Origin of the sequence: Poriferisphaera sp. WC338 (genome assembly GCF_050931845.1) — a bacterium.
Lineage (GTDB): Bacteria > Planctomycetota > Phycisphaerae > Phycisphaerales > Phycisphaeraceae > Poriferisphaera.
This window is the reverse complement of the sequence record NZ_CP194516.1, coordinates 3,611,166-3,632,711: the sequence shown is the minus strand read 5'-3', so window position 1 is coordinate 3,632,711 and position 21,546 is coordinate 3,611,166. Positions and strand designations below refer to the sequence as shown.

Below are 21,546 nucleotides of genomic sequence, written 5' to 3'. Positions count from 1 at the left end.
GTGTTCCTCGTGAATCGACAACACCAAACCCTCCCCCTTGCCCTGTTCCCACACCCTTTTTATCACACGGTCAATAACATAACTTAGACAACACAGGCGAGGCTGGAGTCCCCTGAGGGCTCTGGCCTTTTTTATGCGCATATGCTGCTGTGTGGTCAGGGCATGACCCGTATGTTGTAGCGGACTTCTTATGCCGACACATAGATTGTCTTAAATCAAAATCAATCACCCCGTTGACCACAAGGTTCAATCGGACACAATATTTAATATGCTCAATGACACGGATCTTCAGGTATTAAAAAGGCAACTTGGCCGCACACCGCGGGGTGTGGTTGATGTGGTGGTACGTTACAAAGACCGTACGCCTGTGGTGACGTTGAATTATCCGATTCATCATGAAGAGCGGCCGCACATTCCCCATCAGCATGAGCACTCGCCTTGCTCCGAGAAGCTAGTTCCGTTTCCAACGCTGTATTGGATGACTTGCCCGGTGTTGCATAAACGTATTGCAGATTGTGAACGCCAAGGCATGATCGATGCGCTTCAGGACGTGATTACCCACAACGCGGAGATTGAACACGCATTGATTAATGATCATCGCGCTTATATTGAATCGCGGTGGAAACTGTTGACCAAAGATGATCAGCAATTCGTATTGGAGTCGCCGTGTTTGCTGGAAACATTGCGGGTTAGGGGGATTGGCGGTATCTCGAATTTTCTTACGCTGAAATGCCTTCACCTGCATTATGCACATCATCTGGCTACTTTGCCAACTGGTGGAAGTGTCGTTGGTCGGATGCTTGAAGAACGTGAGCCCGATTTGGCCAAGATTCGCCGCGGGTTTGTCATTGAGCCCGCAGCTTGAATCGGCGGCAATTCGTGTGATAAACGGTAACGGTTATGCGGGCTGTACATGTTGTGCGAAATCAACACTGGGCGAACAGAAACAATGTTGCATATAAACCACATCGGGCGCAGAACATGTCACGCTACGGGTCGATAATACTATCGTATGTCGAGCCAAGACAACAAATCAAAATCGCCGCAAGGTGAAGAAGATCTCGTTAAACGCGCTTCGGAGGAGAAACGCGTTGGCCGTGATGCCTCTGCACATCTTGCACATGAGCTTGCGAATTTGCTGGATGGTTCGATGCGCAATCTTTCGTTGGCGCTCAAGGAGATCGCCAATCATGCGAATGATGTTCCACCGCCGCCGATGCATACGTATCACGATGGAGATGGGATTGAGATTGCTGCAACTGAGGGAGATGTCACACAGACGGCTGCGACTGAGCGGCTTGCGCTGAGTAGCGCGTCCGCAGACAATGTATTGCACAAGCTGCAAACCGCATCATCAGCTATGCATCAGATGGCGTGTTTGATTCATCAGTGGATGCGCACGCCGAACTCACAGCGCGATTCGCTCCGTTGGCTTTCACAAGATCCGAGTGCAATTGATGTAGGTGTATTACGTGCAGCGTCTTCACCGCGAACGATTATCCAGTCGGTCGACTTGCTACGTGACTTGTTTGATTACGCCATTTCGGGGCTTCGGCTTGAGCTACACATCGATATCACGGAGCATGCGGCGATACTTCCAGCTGGTCCGTTGTTTCAGGTGTTGGAGAACTTGGTTCGCAACAGTATTGAAGCGTTCTCAACGATGACTGCAGATCAGATGCAAGGGTGCAATCAGATTGCCATCTGCGCTTTGGTTGAAGATGATGAATTAAAGCTTCGTTTGTCTGATACCGCTAGTGGCTTAGCAGATGAAATGTTATCTTCCGATGGACAGGTGCGATTCGGCAAAACGACAAAAACATATGGGCATGGTCTGGGCTTAGCACTGACCCATGATCTAATTGCACAGATGGGTGGAGAGATTGAACTACTTCCCAACACGCCGAGCGGAACAGTGGTGAAGATCAATGTGCCGCGATCGTCACTGCTGGGGCAGGTAAAATAATAGACAAACCTCTGCGCGACTTGCGTATGTTGTATAGGTATATGGAAAGCTGATAAGGACAAGATGACTGAGATTGATTCGCCACTAAAACTGACTAATGTTGTAGATGATTCGTCTACGGAGGTATCGTCGAAGCATCATGCGCGGATTTTGATTGTGGATGATGATCCGATTGTGGCAGAGTCGCTTGCAGAGATGTTGGCAGGTGATGGCTACGATGTTGCAACGGCTTGCGATGGCGTTGAAGCGGCAAATCTCTTGGAGCAAGCGGCGCAGCCGGGTGCATGCCCGTTTGGATTATTGATTACGGATATGAATATGCCGCGGTGCAATGGGTTTGAGCTATTGAAGAATGTGCGTAAGGCGCATCCTTCGATCGTACCGATCGTGATAACAGGTTTTGGAAAGATTGAAAGTGCGGTTGAAGCGGTGAAGCTTGGGGCAGCGGACTATTTGACCAAGCCGGTGATTGATGATGAGCTTCGGCTCTCAGTGAACAAAGCGTTCAATCAACACATATTACTTGCGGAAAACAATACGCTTAAAACGCAGCTTTCGCAGCGGTTTGGCATGGGTAATCTTGTGGGTGCGGACTATCGCATGCAGAAGGTTTATGATTTGATCGAAGCGGTGGCTGAATCAAAGACGACCGTTTTGATTACTGGTCAGTCAGGTACAGGTAAGTCGATGGTCGGCCATGCAGTGCATGCGGCAAGTCCACGTGCGACTGGCCCGTTTGTAACTTTTAGCTGCGGATCAATCCCGGAGACGTTGCTTGAGTCTGAGCTTTTTGGTCATGTGAAGGGCGCGTTTACTGGGGCGGACTATGACAAGCCAGGCAAGATTTTGAGTGCTAATGGCGGGACGCTGTTCATTGATGAGATTAATTCTGCGACGCCGGCGCTACAGCTTAAATTGCTGCGAGTGCTTCAAGAAAAAGCATTTGAGCCTGTGGGTGCGACGGAAACGGTACATGTTGATGTGCGTTTTGTGCTGGCGACAAACCAGCCATTGGACAAGCTTGTAGAGCAGGGGTTGTTCCGTGAAGACTTGTATTACCGTATCAATGTAGTGAATATTCAATTGCCGAATTTGTCGGATCGTGTGCGTGATATTCCACTATTGGCGGAGCATTTTCTGGCACGATATTGCGGTGAGATGAAACGTGAGCGACGGTTCTCTGAAAATGTGATCGAGACATTGCAGCATTATGGTTGGCCAGGCAATGTGCGTGAGCTTGAGAATGCGGTGGAGCGGGCAGTTGTGTTGTCACGTAAGCCAGTGATTGAGAAGAGCGATTTGCCTGATACGATTTTGAATGCGCAACAAACCAGCATGAATGCTATTGGTGTGGCAGATCAAACGGTGCAAGGTGTGTGTGAGGCGACGGCATGGTTGCCGATGCCACTCAGTGAAGCGTTGCAGGAGCCAGAGAAGCAGATTCTCTTGGCAGCACTCGAGGCAAATCAATGGAATCGCCAGGAAACCGCCAAGCAACTCGATATCAATCGCACGACGTTGTACAAAAAAATCAAGTTCTACAATCTTGATCAACCTGCTTGATTTGAATCCCACCATCCTTAGCGTTTATTCCTTAGTTAATTCTCATACACAGTATGTGACCGTTCGTGTATCATCAAAGATGCGTGCGTGCTGTGTTGATATGAATTGAAATCAATTAAAATAGATGGAGGCAAACATGCCATTGAAAATCACGTTTCTTGGTCATTCGGGTTTTTTGATTTCTGACGGCAAACACACAGTCGCGATCGATCCGTTTCTCACAGATAATCCGGTGGCGGTACACAAACACGAAGAGATAAAATGTGACTATGTTTGTCTGACGCATGGGCATGCGGATCATTTTGGTGATACGTTGCAATTGGCGGGGGCGAATGATGCGACGGTGGTGGCTAACTTTGAAATCTGCGCGTATTGTGAGTCGATGGGTGTACGCAAGACCGAGCCCGGCAATCCGGGCGGTCGAATTTATACGCCGTTTGGTTATGTGGCGTTCACGCCGGCGATTCATTCATCGAGTTATGAAGGCAAATACATGGGTGTCGCGGCGGGGCTCGTGCTACAAATCGGTGGACATAAGATTTATCATGCGGGTGACACGGCGCTGTTTAGTGACATGAAGATGATTGGTGAAGTGGCGCAGCCTGAGATTGCGATGCTGCCATGTGGGGATCGATTTACGATGGGGCCGAAATTGGCGCGGATGGCTGCGGAAATGATCAAGCCCAAGTATGCGGTGCCGATTCATCATTCAACTTGGCCGCTGTTAACCAGTGACTTGTCTGAGTTTCATCCAAATGGCGTTGAAGTGAAACATATGGCGCCGGGCGACATTTGGCATTACGAAGGGTAGGCGGTGCTAGTATGGGCATTGTTGTTGTGATTATCGTATCGTTTTTGAGGATCACGCACGCCCCATAATCTCCGCAACAAAGCTAGAACGATATGGTGATAATAAAAAACGCACATCGATTTCTTTTTGTGTCGATGAGTGAGACATGTGATCTTATGCGCACAGAAAGTCAGGCGGGGTCCAGAGTTTCGGCTAAGTGATGATCTCACCGTGCAGTGCAACAGGGGAAGGGGATGGGTTTGTGCCGCGCGCTTTTTGCTATGTGTTTCGTGCTGTGCTGGTTGTTGGTGGATTGGCAGGTGTTGTTTACGGTTATGATCTGGCGGTCATTTCTGGTGCGTTACTTTTTCTGCAGACTCAATTCGATCTGTCGGCCTCTGTTGCTGGATTTGTCACGAGTTCGTTACTGATTGGCGGTTTAATTGGCGCGGCTGGTGCAGGCGTTATTGCGGATTGGATAGGTCGCAAATATTCAAACCTCCTAGCGATGCTATTTACGCTCATCGGTACCTTCGTGACCGTGATTGCGCCCAGTGTGGAGTGGTTGATCATTGGGCGTCTTATCATGGGCGTGGGTATCGGAAGTTTAACCGTTGTGGTGCCGTTATATATTGCGGAACTTTCTCCGCCGATGTATCGAGGCACATTCGTCACGGTTTTTCAGTTGGCCACCACATTTGGGATTATGATGGCGTATGCGGTGGATACCGGGTTTGCATCGGAGGGGGCGTGGCGATGGATGTTTGGCGTTAACCTCTTCCCTGCGGTTTTAGCGGTGATACTACTTTTCTTTGTGCCTGTTTCGCCGCGTTGGCTAATTACGAAGAATCGTGAAAAGCATGCTGTGCCGATCTTGCAGCGGTCCATCGGTCGTGTTGATGTTGATGATGTTGTTCGTGAGATTAAAACGGATATTGATACTTTAAGATCAGGTGCATTTCGCGATCTTTTTAAGCGTCCGGTGTTTAAAGCAACAGTGATCGGCGTGCTGCTGATGTTCATTCAGCAGATTTCTGGCATTAACACCGTAATTTACTATGCCCCTATCATCTTTCAGGATGCTGGTTTTGCAAGTGATACGGCTGCGCTCGTTGCAACGACGACTGTGGGTGTCGTGAATTTTATGATGACGCTGGTTGCAGTTTTTCTAGTTGATAAATGGGGTAGGCGGCCTCTGCTTTTGCTTGGTGTCAGCTTGATGGCTTTGTGTCTGGCTGTTTTGGGGCTCGCGTTTTATTTAAATACTGCGATTTCACAATATGATTTAACGCACAGTATTTCAAATAGTGTTACTGCAGGTCATACTGCGGTGGCAAATGCTGGGGAAGCGAGTGATATTCTTAAGCAACAATCGCAGGTACTCTCCATGGGTGCAAGTTGGCTCAGTTATGTGACGATTGCATGTGTGTTGGTGTTCATCTCTAGCTTCGCTTTTTCACTTGGGCCGATTTGTTTTGTAGTTGTTTCGGAGATTTTTCCAAGTCATGTTCGATCGAAAGCTATTGGTTTGGCTTTAGCTGCAAATTGGATAGGTAATATTATCGTGGCGCAAACATTTCTTGTGCTGATCCGTGGGTTAGGGGAAGCATCAACCTTTTGGCTCTATTGCGTGATCAATATCGGGGCATGGGTTTTTATCCTGATCTTTGTTCCTGAAACCAAGGGTCAGTCACTCGAAGCGATCGAAGCGAAGTGGTTATTAAAAAAACAGCACCGTTGAATGATTAGAGATCTTTGCTGTGTTTTGCTTTAAGTGATTTAGCACAATGGGATCGGTTGGTATCTTCGAGCCGTTGAAGATATTGCGCTAAGTTTCCTCGGGTGTGGAATGCGCCACCTTCATGGATAACCGTCCACATTGGGTCTTGCCCATGTGAGGCAGTACGCATCATGTCACCAGTCCATTGATCGAGTAAACGGATCGCTTTGTTTGCGATGTTCGGTTGCAACTCAGCAAGATTATGCTGTTCATGAGGATCGTTGGTGAGATTGAATAGCATGAGGTCGGGAAAATTGTGATAGCCATCGTGGTAAGATCGGATGCAGATATAGCGATCGCCATTATGATCAAATCGGATACCGCGCTGACATGACCATGCGCCTTGGCCGATGATGACGTATTCACGGTGTTCAGACGGTTTGCCTTGCTTGAACGCCTCCGCGAAACCAATCCCGTCCCAGTTTCTTGGTGTTTGTCCGCCAAGCATTTGTATAACAGTGGCTGCAAAATCAAAATGGTTAAGTAGCGTGTGATCTTTTTCACCAGCACGCTGATCGGTTACGCCAGGCCAATGTACGATGAGCGGAATGTTTCCTGTGATTTGATCTGCCGTATGATGGTCACCGTAGATATTGAGTTCGCCGAGATTTTCACCGTGATCTGCTGAAATGATGATGATGGTGTCGTCATACAAGCCATTGTCTTTGAGGGCGTCAATCATTTTGCCGACATAATGATCTGCATAACGAACACCACGATCATACCCATCGAACATCATGCGCGCCTTATCCATCGAATCAATTTGTCCCGGATGATCTGGATATTGTTCCAAAAGTTTTTGGCTATAAGCTTCATAGCCAAAGCCGGTGACTTCTTGTGCCGAGTGTGGGCCACAATCATTCCAGTGTTCCTGTCGGATTGATTCGTTGTACCAAGCTGGCAAGGGTTCATCAGAATAGTCTGCTTGAAAATCACGTGGCGTGCGATATGGGCTATGCGGGTCCCAAAGATTGATGTGTAAAAACCAATTGTCTTCATCAGCATTATGGTTGAGCCATCGTTGGACGGTTGGCCAAACTTGATCGCCGCGTTCAAGTCCGTTGCCGCGCGGGTTATGTATTTCGGAGAAGCCAGCATACCAATGCCACGCTGCGTGCCGTTCGCCAAAAGGGCTAATGGTGACGGTACGCATGCCTTGGTTACGCAACTGTGTCATCCAGCAAGTGTCGTAAAGTGTGTCGCGAAAGTTGCGGCCTGCGCCTTCTATAAAAGGTTGGGAGGCGACACCGCCATGATTGATTACACCGGTATGGATGCCTGCTCGACCGGAAAACAAGGCGCTGCGACTTGGCAAGCATGGTACGTCTGATGCATAGCAATTGGTAAAGCAAACGCCATTTGCGGCAAGTTGATCAATATTGGGGCTTGTCTGACGATGATATCCATAGCAACCCAGATGATCTGGGCGCAGGGAATCTATATCGAGGTATAAAATTCTCATGTTTTTCCAAGCCCCGTAACACCGGCTTTAAAAAGTTTTACTTTCAAGGCGATCACTAATCTTCTGACTTTCCTTGATCAGAAGCGGTTTAATACGATCGATCTTTTTCTGTTTGTGTGGATGGTGAACCAAGGCAACTGCCAGCACACCAACAAGTTTTCCGTTTGCGCCCAGAACTGGCGTTGCGATACGCATGACACCGCCATAGTTGTAACCGAGGTCGATACCGATCTGTGTTCGGTGGACGGTTTGGGTCATATTTGTGATTGATATCGTATCGACTTGTTGTTTATCGCCATCTTGCCATGCCCAGTAACCGTCGGTTGGCCATTCCACACTTGGGCTGCCATAAGCTTTTACTATTTGTGTGAGTGCATCTACTTCACGAAGATCACGTTTGAAGCCGATTCTTGCACGTGCTGAGACTTCCAGTTCACGTGGCTCACAGCGATCAATCATCTCAAGTTGATAGCCATCAAAATGATGAAGTTCAACGGTGTGTCCGATTGCTTCGCTCAGTGGCGTCATGCGTCCAGAGGCTGCACGGCGCAATTCTTCAACTTCACTCCGTGTGGGGATGAGCCTGACGACAGCATGGTATCGTCGCGTGAGTCCATCGCGATCGACAACGCCTGAGGCGGTGAGACTTTGCAGTAATCGCATTAACGAACTTTTAGGCCAGCCCGTTTTGGTTGCGACTTCAGCCAGTGTCATACTGCCTTCATGACCAAGCAAACGCAATACGACAAGCCCGCGCGTTAGCGCTGGCGCCGGATCTTTTGTGCTGATAGCTACAACCTCTTCTTGCGGATTCTTGTAACCCATGGCTTCGTAATCTATCTCGCGCTTAGACATTGATATCCCTCTTGCTCAGGTCAACTGAAATTTGTCGACAGATCTTTCTATAGATCTGGCATCGCCCAGCCGGCACATCCTGACTTCGTTATCAGATCGAATCATTGATGTGCAGGCCGAGCACATTTGCCAATTTCCAAGCCACCAAGCTTGTCCTTTCCGCGACATCTCCCAATGTCTCCCTCGAGTCAATACATCCCTTTGGTAGTTATAACGACTATTGTCGATAATTTCAAATATAAAATATAGTTCTATATATAGAATTATGATTCTTCTTTGCGTTGCATTGACGGTATTTCTTTGGTTAATCATGCGTATAAGGCACGTGAGCATGTTGGGTCGCATATGATTTCGCATGGTATTTCACTTTGGTGGTATGTGGATTTGTGGTTGTGGCGTATGCAAATGGGCACGATTGAAAGTTGAGGCTTTATGATTTTTGATTGGCTAGCTGAGCGCAGGCGGAAGCAAATACTGCAGACACCTTTTCCAAAGGAATGGGAAAGCTACCTGCAAAGAAACATGGCGCACTGGTCGTATCTGGGTGTGCAAGAGCGGCAGCAGTTGCGCGACCTGACACAGGTATTTGTTGCGGAAAAAGAGTGGGAAGGTTGTGGCGGGCTTGAGATGACTGATGAGATCAAGGTAACGATCGCGGGGCAAGCTTGTTTGTTGCTGTTGGGCTTGCCACATGTGTTATACAAAAATGTATTCAGTGTGATTGTGTATCCGACGACAGTGGTGCCGGTGGGTCCGCGGGGTTCGTGGGATATGGAGGGTGTTGTATCAGAAAATGCGATGCCGATCTTGGGTGAGGCGCATGAGCGCGGGCCGGTGATATTGGTGTGGGATGCGGTGAAACGTGGTGGTGTGCATCCTGAGCGAGGGCATAATGTGGTGTATCACGAATTTGCACATAAGCTAGATATGATGGATGGCTCAGTAAACGGGACACCGCCGCTTGAGTCGGCAGAGCAATATCGAGAGTGGGCAGCTGTTTGTACACGAGAGTTTGAGAAGCTTCGCGCGCAGGATGCAAGAGGTTACCGGGCACTTTTGGATGGGTATGGTGCGACGAATACGGGAGAGTTCTTTGCGGTGGCGACGGAAGTTTTTTTTGACCGGCCAATCGAGATGCGGCGAGTGTATCCAGAACTGTATGGTGTTTTAAAAGGTTTTTACAATCAAGATACAGCAGCGCGGAAACAACGGTTTCTTGATGGGCAAAGTGGTTGAAGAACGAAGATGTGTGATGGCAGGCTTCTCCGTCGAATTTGTATCGTTTTTTGCAGGGTTCTCAGCGGAATTGTGGTTGTGTGGGACGAACAAGGGGGTAATCTAGTCGGGCTCAACTTTTAGTTGAGTTGGCGGCGACAATCCCGAATATAAAGGCTGAGTTTTATGATTAAGATCGGATCGATCGGTGCAGGGCGACGGGGCAAAATTTGTAAGATGGCGCACGACCCGGTGAATGGGGTGGAGCTGGTGGCGGTATGCGATGTTTTGCCGGAGGTGATTGCTGAGTACCAGGAAGAGTTTGGGGGTAAGCTTTTTGCGACGGCAGATTACAAAGAGTTGGTAGCTCGGGAAGATATTGATGCGGTGTTTGTGACGACGCCTGATCCGTTTCATGAAGAACATGCAGTGGCCGCGATGGAGGCGGGTAAGCATGTGTATTTGGAGAAGCCACTTGCTATTACGCTTGAAGGTTGTGATCGGATTTTAGAGACGGCAGAGCGGTGTGGTGTGAAGCTGTATGTTGGGCACAACATGCGTTTCTTTCCAGTAGTGATGAAGATGAAGGAGATCATCGCGTCGGGGCGGATCGGTGAGGTACAGGCGATTTGGTGTCGGCATTTTATTTCGTATGGCGGGGATGCGTACTTTAAGGATTGGCATTCAGAGCGGGAGTACTCGACAGGGTTGCTATTACAGAAAGGTGCGCATGATATTGATGTGATTCATTATCTGGCTGGCGCATACACGCAGCGGACAGTAGGGATGGGTAAGTTGTCGGTTTATGATCGTGTGGAAGATCGAAGGGGTGAGGATGAGTTGGGTGTGCCGGATTTTAATCGCGCGAATTGGCCGCCGCTATCGCAGAAAGGGATGTCGCCGAAGATTGATGTTGAAGATCACACGATGATGATGATGTCATTGGAGAATGGTGTGCAGGCGAATTATATGCAGTGCCATTACACGCCGGACGATGTGCGGAACTATACGGTGATCGGAACGGAGGGGCGGATTGAGAATTTTGGTGACACATCGAGTGAAGAGCAATGGGCACAGGTGCGCGTGTGGGACAGGCGGTGTGGATATCAGGAACATGGGACGGAGGCGATCGCGATCCCGCCGTTGGAAGAAGGGACGCATGGTGGGTCGGATGATCTGATCATTGCGGATTTTGTGCATTATTTAAAGACGGGCGAGAACCGTGGAGCGACGGCGCTGGATGCGAGGATGAGCGTGGCGGCGGGATGTTGCGCGACGGAGAGTTTAAGGCAGGGGAACAAGGCGATGGAGATTCCAGTGTATGAAGGGGCGATGGTGCCGGGGTTAGGGTAGGCATTATGGTTGAGATTAAAAATGAAAAAGCTGCTTCAGTTGAAGCAGCTTTTTTAGTTGTCTAAGCGATGGATAGATTGGAAGGTCAGTGTTTGAAAATAAGAGAAAAGGTGGAGGCGAGGGTCCAGACGACGAGTTTGCCGGGGAGCAGAAGGAGGGCGATGTAGGATGATGCGCGGTTGACATCGTCTTCAAAACTGAACGGGTTGTCCCATGCCCAATCGGAAAGGTCGGTGCTGAAGTGGGGGTCTTCGGTGTAGGCGGCGGCGAGGTAAATAGCGATGACGAGCCAGTAGGTAATGTGAATCCAAACGGGGAGAGTATCATTAGGGAAGAGTTGTGGGAGATAGATGAGAGCGGCAATGTATGGGCCGATGACGATGATGGGAGAAAGGATCAGGCCGAGTAGATAGAAAATAAGATTGGGTTTGGTGTGTGGCTGATCTTCATTGGCGGGTTTGATGGTACGATTTTGCCCCCAGCCGCAGCGCGGACAAGCAAGCTGGATATCTCCATCCGAGGTTTGTGTGCGCTGAACGGGCGCATTGCAGTTGGGGCAAGGCATGTTGATATGGCGGTTTGATCGGGCGAGTTGATTCATTGATGTGGTCCAGTGTGAGGGTACGTGATTGAATCGAGTGCATTTTAACAGATGAAAGTGATTGAAGAGACGCCACAGTCACCCTACCTGCAGAGCAAGTGGGCTTGGGTGGAGGACAAAGAAAACCCATGATCGATGATTATGGGCTTGATAAGTTTTCGGGTTTCTCAGTTTTGTCTAATTGGCGATTAGAGCTTTTGGTAGGCGGCGTGGAGGATCTGTTCGGTCTTGCCCCAGCCGATGCATTGATCGGTGATGGAGACGCCGTATTCGAGATTGTCTGAGAGTTTTTGATTGCCTTCTTTGAGGTTGGATTCGACCATGGCGCCGATGACGGAGGTCGAGCCGGTGATTTTTTGCTCAATGACGGAATCCCAGACGCGCTCTTGGTTTTGGAATTTCTTTTCAGAGTTGGCGTGTGAGCAGTCGATGAGGATGCGCGACGGAAGCTCAGCGGCCTGCAGCGCATTGGTGGCGGTGGTGACAGATTCAGGGTCGTAATTGGTTTTGTTGGAGCCGCCTCGGAGGATGAGGTGGCCGTAGGCGTTGCCGCGGGTTTTGATGATGGCGGTGGTGCCATCGTCGTCGATGCCAATGAAGGAGTGTGAAGATTTGGCGGATTTCATAGCGTCGATGGCGACTTGTGTGTCGCCATTGGTTGCATTTTTGAAACCGACGGGAACAGAGAGGCCAGAGGCCATTTGTCGGTGCGTTTGCGATTCGGTGGTACGTGCGCCGATGGATGCCCATGCGATGAGGTCGTCGATGTATTGAGGAGTGATCGGGTCGAGCATTTCGGTACCGGTGGGCAGGCCGAGGCAGTTAATGTCGATCAAGAGTTTGCGAGCGCGGCGAAGTCCTTCGGTCATGTCGAAGGTGCCGTCGAGATGGGGGTCGTTGATGAGCCCTTTCCAGCCGATGGTGGTGCGTGGCTTTTCAAAATACACACGCATCGCAATGTACATCTTGTCGAGATATTTCTTGCGGAGTTCGGCGAGTTTTTTGGCGTAGTCGCGTGCGGCATCGGTGTCGTGGATGGAACATGGGCCGATGATGACGAGAAGGCGGGGATCGGTGCCGGCAAGGATGTTTTGGATGGTTTGGCGGCCTTCAACGACGGTATTGACCGCGCACTCAGTGACGGGGAGGGAGGCCTTGAGTTCGCGCGGCATGATGAGGGGCCGAACGGATTCGACGTTGACGTTGTGCGTTTTGGGCAGCGTTTCGTGTGGGGTGTTCACGGGTAAATCTCTCGCGTGTGGTTGAATCGAATCATACATCATACCACAGGCTTGCGGCGTGAAAAAATGAGTCAGATATGGGTGTGAATGGAATGAGGTAATTTTTGGTAATAATTTTGTTTTCAAGGTGTTACGAGAATAGATGTGTGGGATTGGGGTTGTTGAGTTTATGAGAAAATGGGATGGTGAGGATAGGGTGGAGAAAGGCTCATGTGACAGGGGAATGAGAATGTGTATGATGTGCGGCCTTGCGGTAGTCGAGCAATCCGGCGGGAATCTGACGTGTGCGGCTTGGGGGGCATTTTGACCGAGTAGCAAGAGAATCTCACGGTAGCGCGAGCGATCTATTAGAATAACATGACCTTGGCGATACGTGTGGCAGGTGTTAGGGCCCCGGCTGCTTGTGTTAATGCAGTTTTGGGTTCCGTACTTGGAAGTGATCATCAATTGTGTTGATGGCCTTGGATGCGCATAGGTGGTAGAGAGATGGAAGTAGGATTTGTCACGACAGGTACCTGATATTGTTTTTGCCTCGCGAACGGATACGGGGCGGCGGCGGCTTGCAAACGAGGATGCGTTTCATTCGGACACGCAATTGAATTTGCATGTGGTTTGTGATGGCATTGGCGGCCAGCCGAGTGGTGAAGCGGCGAGCCAGATTATTGCGCATACACTGGGCCATATGTTGCGCCGACGATTCAAGCGACTCGACAAGATTAATGATCAATTGCTTCGGTCAATCATGATTGAAGCGGTGGTGATCATCTCGAATCAACTGCATCATCATGCGTCACGGATTCAAACACTCAAGGGGATGGGTGCGACGATTGTGGCAGTGCTGGTCGAAGGTAACAGCGCGTTTATTCTGCATGCGGGAGATTCGCGTGCTTATCTTTTGCGTGGGCATGAGCTACGGCAGGTCACGCGGGATCACACCAAGCAGTTTCGCCAGTATCAAAATTTGACGGATACGATTGAGAAGGAAGATGCGGGGGACACGGAGCGTCGATTACTGATGCAGTATTTAGGTGCGCCGAGTTTGGTTGAGCCGCACATTGAGAAAGTGTTGTTGGAGGCTGGTGATCGGATTTTGATTTGCACGGATGGATTGACTGATCCTGTCGATGACCGGACGATTCATCATATTATTTCACAGCCGCAAGATTTGCAGGCTATTTGCCGGAACTTGATTGATGCCGCGAATGCGGGGGGCGGGCCGGACAATATCACGACGACATTGATTGAGTATCGCGGGCAACGGAAAGCGACGAAGGATGATTTTAAGTCGCCGTATCCTGCAGATCCGGGCGGGGCGCCTCCGGGGACAGCGAGCCAATTTTATAATCACTTAGCATTGATTCAGCATGACCTGCATGACTTGCAGTCACATGCGCAACAGTGCAGTGACATGACGATTGTGGCGGCGTGTGCGGCCATTAAACGGTGGCTTGGGCCGGAGCTTTATGGGAAGTTCTTAGCGATGTCGCCGACGGAAAATCCGTTGCATGCATTTCATCGTGCGTTTACCTTGCCGGAAAGTCCTTGGCGGAAAAATTATGAGCAGCACATGGCACAGCTTCAGCCGGTTGTAGAGTTAATTACAGCGGGGCAGGTGCGCTTGTCTCCGATGCTGCACAGCTTTGATACGGCGAGTATCGTGAACACGCTTTGGAAGGATTGGCGGCGGGTGGAGAAGCTGTATTTCAAAGTAGCACAAAGAGAACCACGGAATCGCCATGAACAAACGGTAAATATTTTGATTACGCATATGCTGCAATCGGTGAATACGTTGCGTGGATTGCTTGAGTTTTTCCCACAATTTTTAAGGCCGAAACAAGCTGAAGAGGCGAATGTGTAAAGGTGAATGATAGGTTATGTCACATGCCTATCATTCTATATTCATTGATAGTGGTGGATTCCATAGTTGCTAGCTTTTATAGTTTTGGTGCAATATAGGATCGGTTTGTGTGTGAGCGCCACGAAAGACCATGAGTAGTCCACAGCGAGGTTGTTGGGAATGATTCGGTTGGCTTTCATGAACAATTTGGCAATGATGGATTAGTGCATCACCTGGATTGAGTGTGCCGATGAATGGTTCACCTTCTTCGAATGGTTCGGCAAGACCCATGGAATTACCAGAAACGCTTGAAGTTTTGTGTGGTAGCATGCCGCAGGTATGTGAGCTTTTATAGTAGGTGACTGGTCCATTTTCAGGTGTTGCTGGATCCATAGCGATCCAAACAGTTAACACGTCTGGTGGGCTTTGACAGAAATAAGCATTGTCTTGATGTGGTGGGATGGCAGATCCAATTTGCGCTGGTTTGTTAAAAGTTTCGATTCCGAGGCAGATAGGCTGATTATGCAAAAGCCGTTGGACTAAATTAATAATGCGATGGTGTTTCGTGAGTTTGGCGAAAAAAGGATCATGCTGTTCCATGCGCCAGAGATTGCGAATCGATGAGCCGTCGCTCTCGCGGACGATGTCTGTTTCGGGCAAGTTGTCGGCTACCTCGTATATGTAACGTGTGATTTGCTGTTTTACTTCTGCAAGCTCACGGGGTGTGAACAGTTGATAGACACGAATTACACCATCTCGTTCGTATTGGCTGGTGAGTGTATTTAGATCTTGCATCTTTTTGTCCTTTTCTGAGGGCGGTTATAAATGTTGGGGTCTTTATACAGCTTGTGTAAAATGACAATTATTAATGAACAAGTAAACCGCGTCCTATGCGGTGAACTTGGTGGGATATAAGCGATGCAGAAACACGATGAAATTAGGCAATATCTATGTAGCCAACTTGCGGAGATACCACAGGGTGGCGGTAAGCTGGACAGTGAATGGGTGATTGCAAAGAGATTTGGAGTATCGAGGCAGGTTGCACGGCGCGAATTGCAGCGATTGGTGCGTGAAGGTCGTGCGGAAGTGCGGCGTGGGGTTGGTTATGTTGGTCGCCGCATCACGAGGTCTTCAAGAGGGCCGTTACATATTGCGATTATTCATTCCAAGCAAGATCGCATTACGCGAACGAGCCAGACCGTGATTTTGAGAAAATTGGTTGTAGCACTTGAGCGTAATCATATTCGATCGAGCATGCTTGAGATTGATGAACGAGAACAGATGTTATGGTCTGGTTATCAGAAATTTGATGCTTATATACTGTATTCTGTTGCGATAGGTGTTCAATCGTTTTTTGCGGGCAAGTCTAAGCCAGCTGTTGTGCTGGGCAATACTTATCACGATTTAAATATGCCTTGTGTATGCCTAAATGAGTTAGAAGTTGCTGCACGTATTACAACGGCCATGCTGGATGATGGGCATCGACGGCTTGGGTTGGTGCAAGCGCACCGTTATAACCTCGGTTTAGAGCGTTGCCGGTTAGGATTTGAGTATGCATATCACAGTAAATACTACAGGTTGTCACGAGATCAAATGATCCGTGTGTCTGTCGTGCAACGAGGGTTTCGTTCATCACTACATGCATTGCTTCAAGCAGAGTTATCTGGACTGATAATACAGAATGCGGCGTTGTGGGCTGCGCTTTTGCGTACTGCAAATACAGCACAGCGTAAAAAACTCTCCCAAATGGAAGTGGTTTTATTGGGGCAAAATACTATCGATGAACTTGACGATCCTAAACCAGTGGTCACGTTTGATACAGATGCTATCGTTGACCAGATTGTTCAAATACTGGATAAATGCTTGCGGGGTTTACCGATTGATTTGCGGTTCGTTGAGGCGCCATGGACGATAGAAGTGCCTGCTGGCACAGCTACACCTCGATGGCTTGAAGTGGATGTATTGGAAGATTGCTAGAGAATAAACCTACGGTATAGAAACCATAGGTTTTATTTATGTTGGTATTGATAACTTGCATTCGAATGGGGATTAGTTTTCAGGGACTAATGAATAATCTTCGAAGACGACGCCGTTGCGGTCGAGGAGGGTGCCCATGGTTTGGTAGAGAGTGGAGATGGCGTTGTTGTAATTGGTGAGTGATTGGACTTCTTGTGTCTCAGCGTCGGCGAGTCGTTCTTGGGCGCGAAGCTTGAGGTCGAGGAGAAATTCAGGGGTGAGAGCAACGCCGGCTGCTTCCTGTTCTTCAATGGCGCGGAGGTTGTCGGCGGCGGCAAGTCGGGCGGCGCGAGTGGCGCCGATGAGTTCGTAGCTGGTGAGTAGTTCACGCAGTGCGTTTTTAACTTGAAGAACAACGAGTTGAGCGGTGTCTTGATAGGAGACTACGGATTGACGGCGTTGCAGTTTGGATTGTTCGAAGGCGGCTTGTGGGCCACGGTTGCCAATGGGGACTTCGAAGTTGGCTTGAGCAACATAGGTGACGAATTCAAGTTCGAAGAGATTGCCCCATGCGGCAGCGGGGTTATTGGCGGTAGTGCCTTGGATGGTGGTGCCACCGGTAACATTCAGAACGGGAAGAGTTCCGTTAGAAGCGACGCGCTGTTGGATCGAAGCGTCTTTGATGGCCAAGAGTGCGATCTGTAATTCAGGGCGATTTTTAAGGGCGGTGGTGACAGCATCAAGGAGCGAAAACTGAAGTGGCACGTCGACGGGCCAATCGGAGGGGATCACCACGGTTTCATCAGAGACGGGGAGTTCTGGGGCGTTGATGAGGCGTTTGAGTTCATCGGATGCGTCGCGGACAGCTTGTCGTGTGCGGATGACATCGGAGCGGCGAAGTTCGACGAAGGAGTTGGCTTCGGTGAGACGGACGGGGTTAACATCGAAGTTGGCACGAGCGCGGAGGCGATCACGGTCGTCAATGGTGCGTTCGAGCAAACGAGTTTGAATGAGTAATTGTTGTTTAATAAATGACAAAGTCCAGTATTGAGCTTCGACTTGTGCGGAGAGATTGATGAGGTCAGAGCGAAGTTGTTGACGGGTGGATTGGAGCGCGTTGCGGGCGAGGATAATGTTGGCACGGTTTACATCGGCACCGAAGCCACGGAGGAGCGGTTGGGTGAGGTTGATGTTGATGTCGCCGATGAAGAAGTCGGAGGATTGGTTGTTGAAGGAGGAGTGTGTGTGGTTAAGTTGTGTGGAGGTGGTGATGGTTCCGCCAGTGGACATCAATTTATTGATGCCGGTTTGGAGGTTGTATTGTTCATTGAGCGATGCGCCGCTTTGTCCGGCGAATGTGTTACCGAAGTTGGGGTCGGCGGTACGGGTGTAGCCGGAGTTAATAAAGAAGTTTGCGTCAAAAACGGCTTCGGCTTGGGTGAGTTGTGTTTGTGAAATAGCAGGGGTGTAGCGCGCGGTTTGAATGACAAGGTTATTTTTGACAGCGAGGCGGATGGCATCCTGGAGGGATAGCTGGACGAGTTTGCCTTGCTCATCACCTAAAAGGTTTTGTCCGAGTAGGAGATCATCTTCGGCATAGGCGGTGATGCCAGAGATGCTATTGAGTTCTTGTTGCCGTACGGGGGAGAGTTCTTCGACAACATCGGAGGCGGTACGTTGTAACTCGATGATGGGGCCGGTGGAAACGGCTTCAACCTCGGTGCGGTATGCGGAGATGAGTTGTTGGTGAAGCTCATCCTCAGTAGACCGTTTGAGCGGGGAGGAGCAGGCGGCGAGGATGCTGATCACCCCTAGGATGGTGGCGAGCGCAACGGCGCTCTTGCGTGTTTTGAGCGAAGACATAAGCATGTTGATCCAATGGTGTGTAGGTTCTGGGGGCGGGTTTTAAGCAGACCCGAGCGTACAGTGTACGAAGTTCCGGGAGGCACGCAAGATCAACCTTGGTCTAGAGAGCATGAATGCGTAATCCGGTGGCAGATATCGGAAGAAAGGGTCCCCCAGCAGGATTAAATTGGGGATGAATGGGCATGATGAGAGAAGAGAGGCGTGGTGGTGGGATAGCGGGACTAGTAGCACCGGTGGTGTTGGGTTAGGCCGCTTGATTGAAGAGTTGGAGGAGATCGCGGTGGGTGACGAGGCCGATGACGTGGCCGTTTTCATCGGTGACAGGGAGGCAGGAGACCCGCTTGGAAAGCATGATTTTGGCGGCGTGTTTGACGGCTGCTGCGGCGGGAATGGTGGTGAGATTACGTGACATGATTTGATGCACAGGTTTGTTGAGGGTGGCGAGGTCTTGGGTGCGCTCGGCCATTTTCTCGATGAAGGGTGAGGTGTGCCGGAGGATGTCACGGTCGGAGATGATGCCGACGAGTTCGCGTTTGTCGAAGATAAGCAAGTGGTGGAAGCCATGCTTGTTGAAGAGGCGCCGGGCTTCGCGGAGTGTAAAGTCGACGCGGCCACGAGTGATTTCGCATGTCATGATGTCGCGGACTTGTTTCATAGCGAGGCTCATCAATGATCCTTTGGGTAAAGATGGATCGTTGGGGGAAGTCATGCGGCTTTTTTCAATGTGTGGGTGGGTTGATCTTGTGGTGTGAGCGCATCAACGCGTCGCTGATTGATCGTATCACTGTGATGAATCCAGAGGATGTCTTGCGTGGATTCGATTTGATGGTTGGTGACGGGTGTGAGGGTGAGTTTGTGTTCCCGCCAACGTTTGTGGTGTGTGCTGATGAGGTAGGCATGGTAGCCGAGTTCGTTCATGAGTAGGAAGAGTTGTTCGGGGGAGGTGTTGGCCCATGCGAGACAACGGGGGTTAACCTCAGAGAGGATCAGCGGTTTGTCTTTTTGGAGAGTCCAGTTCAGGCCACGAAGTGTGCGAGGTTCGTGGCCTTCGACGTCGATCTTGATGAGGTTGACAGGGCGGCGGTTATGTTCGGGGATGTTATGCAAAAAGTGGTCGCCGATTTGTGTGTGGACGTGTTGTTTGAGCGAAAAGCTTGGTGCAGCAGCGGGGCAGGGTTCAGCGAGTGTGCCGAGGTTGGGTTCTTGGGGTGCGATGGAGAGTGTAGCGGGTTGTTCAAGATGGTCGAGGGCGGTTTCGTGAAGCGCGACGTGTTGAATATTGTTGTGCTTGATTTGAGTGCGGATGCGATTACAGCATTCGGTATTGGGCTCAAAAGCATCGACGTGGCCGGAGGATTCAACAAGTTCGGCCATAAGGAGTGTGTGTTGGCCGGTGTTAGCGCCGATATCGAGGACGTGGTCGCCGGGCTGGATGAAGTGTTTAAGTGTGAGTTGAACACCGATATCGTAAGGGCGGCCATAGAAATAGGTGAACCGGTCTTGCCAGTGTGCGAGATCGAGTTGGATGAGGTAATTGTGTTCGCGAGCGCGAATGTTTTTGGGTTGCCAATTTTGCCAGTAAGCATTTTGTTTTTGACCGCCGACGAAAAGGTTAAACAGGCGATCACAGCCGGGCCATTCAAAACGCGTGAAGGGAAGTATGAATCTGGATAGATGCGGAAAGGGCATGGAAATCGTACCTCCGGGGTATGTTCTTTGGCGCTGTTGACATTAGGCCGATAAGAAGGCTGCGGGTTGAGCGTGATGTGCGGAAAATATGTGCGGGTCCTGTGTTATGCATCGGCTTGGCAGGGTCCGAGATTCAGTGATGAATCGCAAAATAATCGAGGGCTGCGTTTGGAGAAGTTTTGTTTAAGTGGGGTAAGGTGCGTGAGCTAAAACAATCTTGTCGTGCGAGATGAAAAGAAGTGGAAAGCGTACCATCAGATGGTGCGATAACTTTTGTTTGTGCGCGGGGTAATAGGCCGATCATGTCTTTGCGCAACCGAGATGTTTTGGTTGGCATGAGTGGTGTTGTGAATGTGAGTGGTCAGATGAAAGAACAAAGGCAGTGCGATGGGTGTAGTGCCTGTTGCGAAGTGCTGCGGATTGATGTGCTTGATAAACCAACGTATCAGAAGTGCGAACATGTGTGCGATGGCGGTGGGTGTGGTGTTTATGGGTCGCGGCCAGTAGCGTGCCAGTCGTTTCGGTGCTTGTGGTTGCTGGGACATTTGGATGAGGGGCAGCGGCCAGACAAGTTGGGCGTGATGCTGACGGTGACGGAGCATCCTCTTACGGGGAAGGCGATTATGTTTACAGAAGTGCATGATGAAGCGATGGTGCGACCCGAGGTTGTGGCCGCGATGCGAGAAGCGGTGGCGCGATTGCCGATCGCGATCATGCGTAAGGGTGAGAATGTACTTGTGCGAAATGAGCAGGAATTGGATGATTTGTTGGGGATGCAGAGTGCGTGTGCGTGAGCGATCGATGCTGCTGGAGGGGTTGTAAGGTTTAATGTTTTGTAGGACGTAGAATCTGTGCGCGGTTTTTGTGATTGTGCTTGAACGCGGCGGTGGGGTTGTCGATATCGGTGTTAGTTACTTGGAAAGAACTGTGCCGATTAGCGAAGGTGGCAAGCCATGCGTCAGCGATCCTGTCATAATTGCGAATACAAAAGCGAATCTGTGTCAGTGACTGGATCGTGTGATGATAAGTGCGGGTGTCCGGTTGAGGTTGGTGCTGAGATTTCGTCGGGGAAAGGTTGCTATTGGGTTAGAGGAATGTTGCGGGATGGTGATCATCCATCTGAGTTGGGTGTGATCATTGGTGAAGCAGAGCATCAACTGGCGGGCCAAGTGCGTGTGTTTGTAGAGGTGGTATCGGGAGCGCTGGTGCGAGCGGATGTGCAGCGGATTTTACGGCGGATGTTGGCAGACGGACCGGTGTTGATCCGTGATGCGCACGGTGATGAATTACTGACAGGGGTTGACGACGCGGACATGCTGCTGACGTCGATGTATATGATGGCAGCGTAGCGGGGTCGGTTTGATTGATGTAA

19 protein-coding genes are annotated in these 21,546 nt (G+C 50.0%); 11 read left to right on the top strand and 8 right to left on the bottom strand.

The features are described 5' to 3' along the window. The first annotated feature begins 268 nt into the window (after positions 1–268). From ACQ6WK_RS15030 to ACQ6WK_RS15010, 5 genes are all read left to right on the top strand, one after another. Positions 269–865 (top strand): DUF501 domain-containing protein, encoded by a 597-nt coding sequence (locus tag ACQ6WK_RS15030; RefSeq protein ID WP_432798205.1) that lies wholly within the window; start codon positions 269–271, stop codon positions 863–865. Positions 866–1,012: 147 nt separating this feature from the next. Further along, positions 1,013–1,966 (top strand): ATP-binding protein, encoded by a 954-nt coding sequence (locus ACQ6WK_RS15025; protein ID WP_432798204.1) that lies wholly within the window; start codon positions 1,013–1,015, stop codon positions 1,964–1,966. A gap of 63 nt (positions 1,967–2,029) precedes the next feature. Further along, entirely contained in the window at positions 2,030–3,529 is a 1,500-nt protein-coding gene (locus ACQ6WK_RS15020; RefSeq protein ID WP_432798203.1) for a sigma-54-dependent transcriptional regulator, read from the top strand. 136 nt (positions 3,530–3,665) lie between these two features. Continuing rightward, the gene (locus tag ACQ6WK_RS15015) at positions 3,666–4,340 is read left to right on the top strand and encodes a metal-dependent hydrolase (RefSeq protein ID WP_432798202.1); all 675 of its coding nucleotides are present in this window, start codon (positions 3,666–3,668) and stop codon (positions 4,338–4,340) included. Positions 4,341–4,581: 241 nt separating this feature from the next. Continuing rightward, positions 4,582–6,060: a sugar porter family MFS transporter gene (locus ACQ6WK_RS15010; RefSeq protein WP_432798201.1), complete on the top strand. Its 1,479-nt coding sequence runs from the start codon at positions 4,582–4,584 to the stop codon at positions 6,058–6,060. 4 nt (positions 6,061–6,064) lie between these two features. On the opposite strand, the gene ACQ6WK_RS15005 is transcribed toward ACQ6WK_RS15010, so the two are convergent. Next, positions 6,065–7,561 carry a sulfatase gene (locus tag ACQ6WK_RS15005; protein ID WP_432798200.1) on the bottom strand — a complete coding sequence of 499 codons (1,497 nt, stop codon included), beginning with the start codon at positions 7,559–7,561 and terminating at the stop codon, positions 6,065–6,067. 27 nt (positions 7,562–7,588) lie between these two features. Continuing rightward, positions 7,589–8,416 (bottom strand): helix-turn-helix domain-containing protein, encoded by an 828-nt coding sequence (locus ACQ6WK_RS15000; protein ID WP_432798199.1) that lies wholly within the window; start codon positions 8,414–8,416, stop codon positions 7,589–7,591. A gap of 432 nt (positions 8,417–8,848) precedes the next feature. Between ACQ6WK_RS15000 and ACQ6WK_RS14995 the strand changes: the two genes are divergently transcribed. Together ACQ6WK_RS14995 and ACQ6WK_RS14990 are read left to right on the top strand one after the other, a co-directional pair. After that, positions 8,849–9,652, top strand: a complete 804-nt coding sequence (locus ACQ6WK_RS14995) for a zinc-dependent peptidase (RefSeq protein WP_432798198.1) — start codon at positions 8,849–8,851, stop codon at positions 9,650–9,652. Positions 9,653–9,817: 165 nt separating this feature from the next. Next, positions 9,818–10,984: a Gfo/Idh/MocA family protein gene (locus ACQ6WK_RS14990; protein WP_432798197.1), complete on the top strand. Its 1,167-nt coding sequence runs from the start codon at positions 9,818–9,820 to the stop codon at positions 10,982–10,984. Between the two features lie 85 nt (positions 10,985–11,069). On the opposite strand, the gene ACQ6WK_RS14985 is transcribed toward ACQ6WK_RS14990, so the two are convergent. Together ACQ6WK_RS14985 and ACQ6WK_RS14980 are read right to left on the bottom strand one after the other, a co-directional pair. Continuing rightward, complete coding sequence (locus tag ACQ6WK_RS14985; protein WP_432798196.1) at positions 11,070–11,585, bottom strand: hypothetical protein; 516 nt, start codon at positions 11,583–11,585, stop codon at positions 11,070–11,072. Between the two features lie 188 nt (positions 11,586–11,773). After that, positions 11,774–12,826, bottom strand: coding sequence for a 3-deoxy-7-phosphoheptulonate synthase (locus ACQ6WK_RS14980; protein ID WP_432798195.1), 1,053 nt, complete (start codon positions 12,824–12,826; stop codon positions 11,774–11,776). Between the two features lie 499 nt (positions 12,827–13,325). Between ACQ6WK_RS14980 and ACQ6WK_RS14975 the strand changes: the two genes are divergently transcribed. Next, positions 13,326–14,684 (top strand): PP2C family protein-serine/threonine phosphatase, encoded by a 1,359-nt coding sequence (locus tag ACQ6WK_RS14975; RefSeq protein WP_432798194.1) that lies wholly within the window; start codon positions 13,326–13,328, stop codon positions 14,682–14,684. Positions 14,685–14,753: 69 nt separating this feature from the next. On the opposite strand, the gene ACQ6WK_RS14970 is transcribed toward ACQ6WK_RS14975, so the two are convergent. Beyond that, complete coding sequence (locus ACQ6WK_RS14970) at positions 14,754–15,458, bottom strand: phytanoyl-CoA dioxygenase family protein (protein WP_432798193.1); 705 nt, start codon at positions 15,456–15,458, stop codon at positions 14,754–14,756. A gap of 123 nt (positions 15,459–15,581) precedes the next feature. Here ACQ6WK_RS14970 and ACQ6WK_RS14965 point away from each other — a divergent pair, with 123 nt between their 5' ends. Next, entirely contained in the window at positions 15,582–16,640 is a 1,059-nt protein-coding gene (locus ACQ6WK_RS14965; RefSeq protein ID WP_432798192.1) for a hypothetical protein, read from the top strand. 72 nt (positions 16,641–16,712) lie between these two features. Here the strand turns inward: ACQ6WK_RS14965 and ACQ6WK_RS14960 are convergent, their stop codons facing one another. The 3 genes from ACQ6WK_RS14960 to ACQ6WK_RS14950 form a co-directional block, all read right to left on the bottom strand. After that, positions 16,713–18,482: a TolC family protein gene (locus ACQ6WK_RS14960; protein ID WP_432798191.1), complete on the bottom strand. Its 1,770-nt coding sequence runs from the start codon at positions 18,480–18,482 to the stop codon at positions 16,713–16,715. Positions 18,483–18,729: 247 nt separating this feature from the next. After that, positions 18,730–19,152, bottom strand: coding sequence for a CBS domain-containing protein (locus ACQ6WK_RS14955; protein WP_432798190.1), 423 nt, complete (start codon positions 19,150–19,152; stop codon positions 18,730–18,732). Positions 19,153–19,190: 38 nt separating this feature from the next. Then, positions 19,191–20,174, bottom strand: coding sequence for an FkbM family methyltransferase (locus ACQ6WK_RS14950; RefSeq protein ID WP_432798189.1), 984 nt, complete (start codon positions 20,172–20,174; stop codon positions 19,191–19,193). Positions 20,175–20,476: 302 nt separating this feature from the next. Between ACQ6WK_RS14950 and ACQ6WK_RS14945 the strand changes: the two genes are divergently transcribed. Both ACQ6WK_RS14945 and ACQ6WK_RS14940 read left to right on the top strand, forming a co-directional pair. Beyond that, positions 20,477–20,968 (top strand): hypothetical protein, encoded by a 492-nt coding sequence (locus ACQ6WK_RS14945; protein ID WP_432798188.1) that lies wholly within the window; start codon positions 20,477–20,479, stop codon positions 20,966–20,968. 159 nt (positions 20,969–21,127) lie between these two features. After that, positions 21,128–21,523 (top strand): hypothetical protein, encoded by a 396-nt coding sequence (locus ACQ6WK_RS14940; RefSeq protein ID WP_432798187.1) that lies wholly within the window; start codon positions 21,128–21,130, stop codon positions 21,521–21,523. Positions 21,524–21,546: the final 23 nt, after the last annotated feature.

Bases quoted from the DNA above. Each gene is read 5' to 3' on its own strand.
- ACQ6WK_RS14965 (WP_432798192.1), top strand. From the start codon at position 15,582: ATGCAGAAACACGATGAAATTAGGCAATATCTATGTAGCCAACTTGCG.
- ACQ6WK_RS15000 (WP_432798199.1), bottom strand. From the start codon at position 8,416: ATGTCTAAGCGCGAGATAGATTACGAAGCCATGGGTTACAAGAATCCG.
- ACQ6WK_RS14950 (WP_432798189.1), bottom strand. From the start codon at position 20,174: ATGCCCTTTCCGCATCTATCCAGATTCATACTTCCCTTCACGCGTTTT.
- ACQ6WK_RS14945 (WP_432798188.1), top strand. From the start codon at position 20,477: ATGTCTTTGCGCAACCGAGATGTTTTGGTTGGCATGAGTGGTGTTGTG.
- ACQ6WK_RS15025 (WP_432798204.1), top strand. From the start codon at position 1,013: ATGTCGAGCCAAGACAACAAATCAAAATCGCCGCAAGGTGAAGAAGAT.
- ACQ6WK_RS14990 (WP_432798197.1), top strand. From the start codon at position 9,818: ATGATTAAGATCGGATCGATCGGTGCAGGGCGACGGGGCAAAATTTGT.
- ACQ6WK_RS14970 (WP_432798193.1), bottom strand. From the start codon at position 15,458: ATGCAAGATCTAAATACACTCACCAGCCAATACGAACGAGATGGTGTA.
- ACQ6WK_RS15005 (WP_432798200.1), bottom strand. From the start codon at position 7,561: ATGAGAATTTTATACCTCGATATAGATTCCCTGCGCCCAGATCATCTG.
- ACQ6WK_RS14985 (WP_432798196.1), bottom strand. From the start codon at position 11,585: ATGAATCAACTCGCCCGATCAAACCGCCATATCAACATGCCTTGCCCC.
- ACQ6WK_RS14955 (WP_432798190.1), bottom strand. From the start codon at position 19,152: ATGAGCCTCGCTATGAAACAAGTCCGCGACATCATGACATGCGAAATC.
- ACQ6WK_RS15030 (WP_432798205.1), top strand. From the start codon at position 269: ATGCTCAATGACACGGATCTTCAGGTATTAAAAAGGCAACTTGGCCGC.
- ACQ6WK_RS14940 (WP_432798187.1), top strand. From the start codon at position 21,128: ATGCGTCAGCGATCCTGTCATAATTGCGAATACAAAAGCGAATCTGTG.
- ACQ6WK_RS14995 (WP_432798198.1), top strand. From the start codon at position 8,849: ATGATTTTTGATTGGCTAGCTGAGCGCAGGCGGAAGCAAATACTGCAG.
- ACQ6WK_RS15015 (WP_432798202.1), top strand. From the start codon at position 3,666: ATGCCATTGAAAATCACGTTTCTTGGTCATTCGGGTTTTTTGATTTCT.
- ACQ6WK_RS15020 (WP_432798203.1), top strand. From the start codon at position 2,030: ATGACTGAGATTGATTCGCCACTAAAACTGACTAATGTTGTAGATGAT.
- ACQ6WK_RS14960 (WP_432798191.1), bottom strand. From the start codon at position 18,482: ATGTCTTCGCTCAAAACACGCAAGAGCGCCGTTGCGCTCGCCACCATC.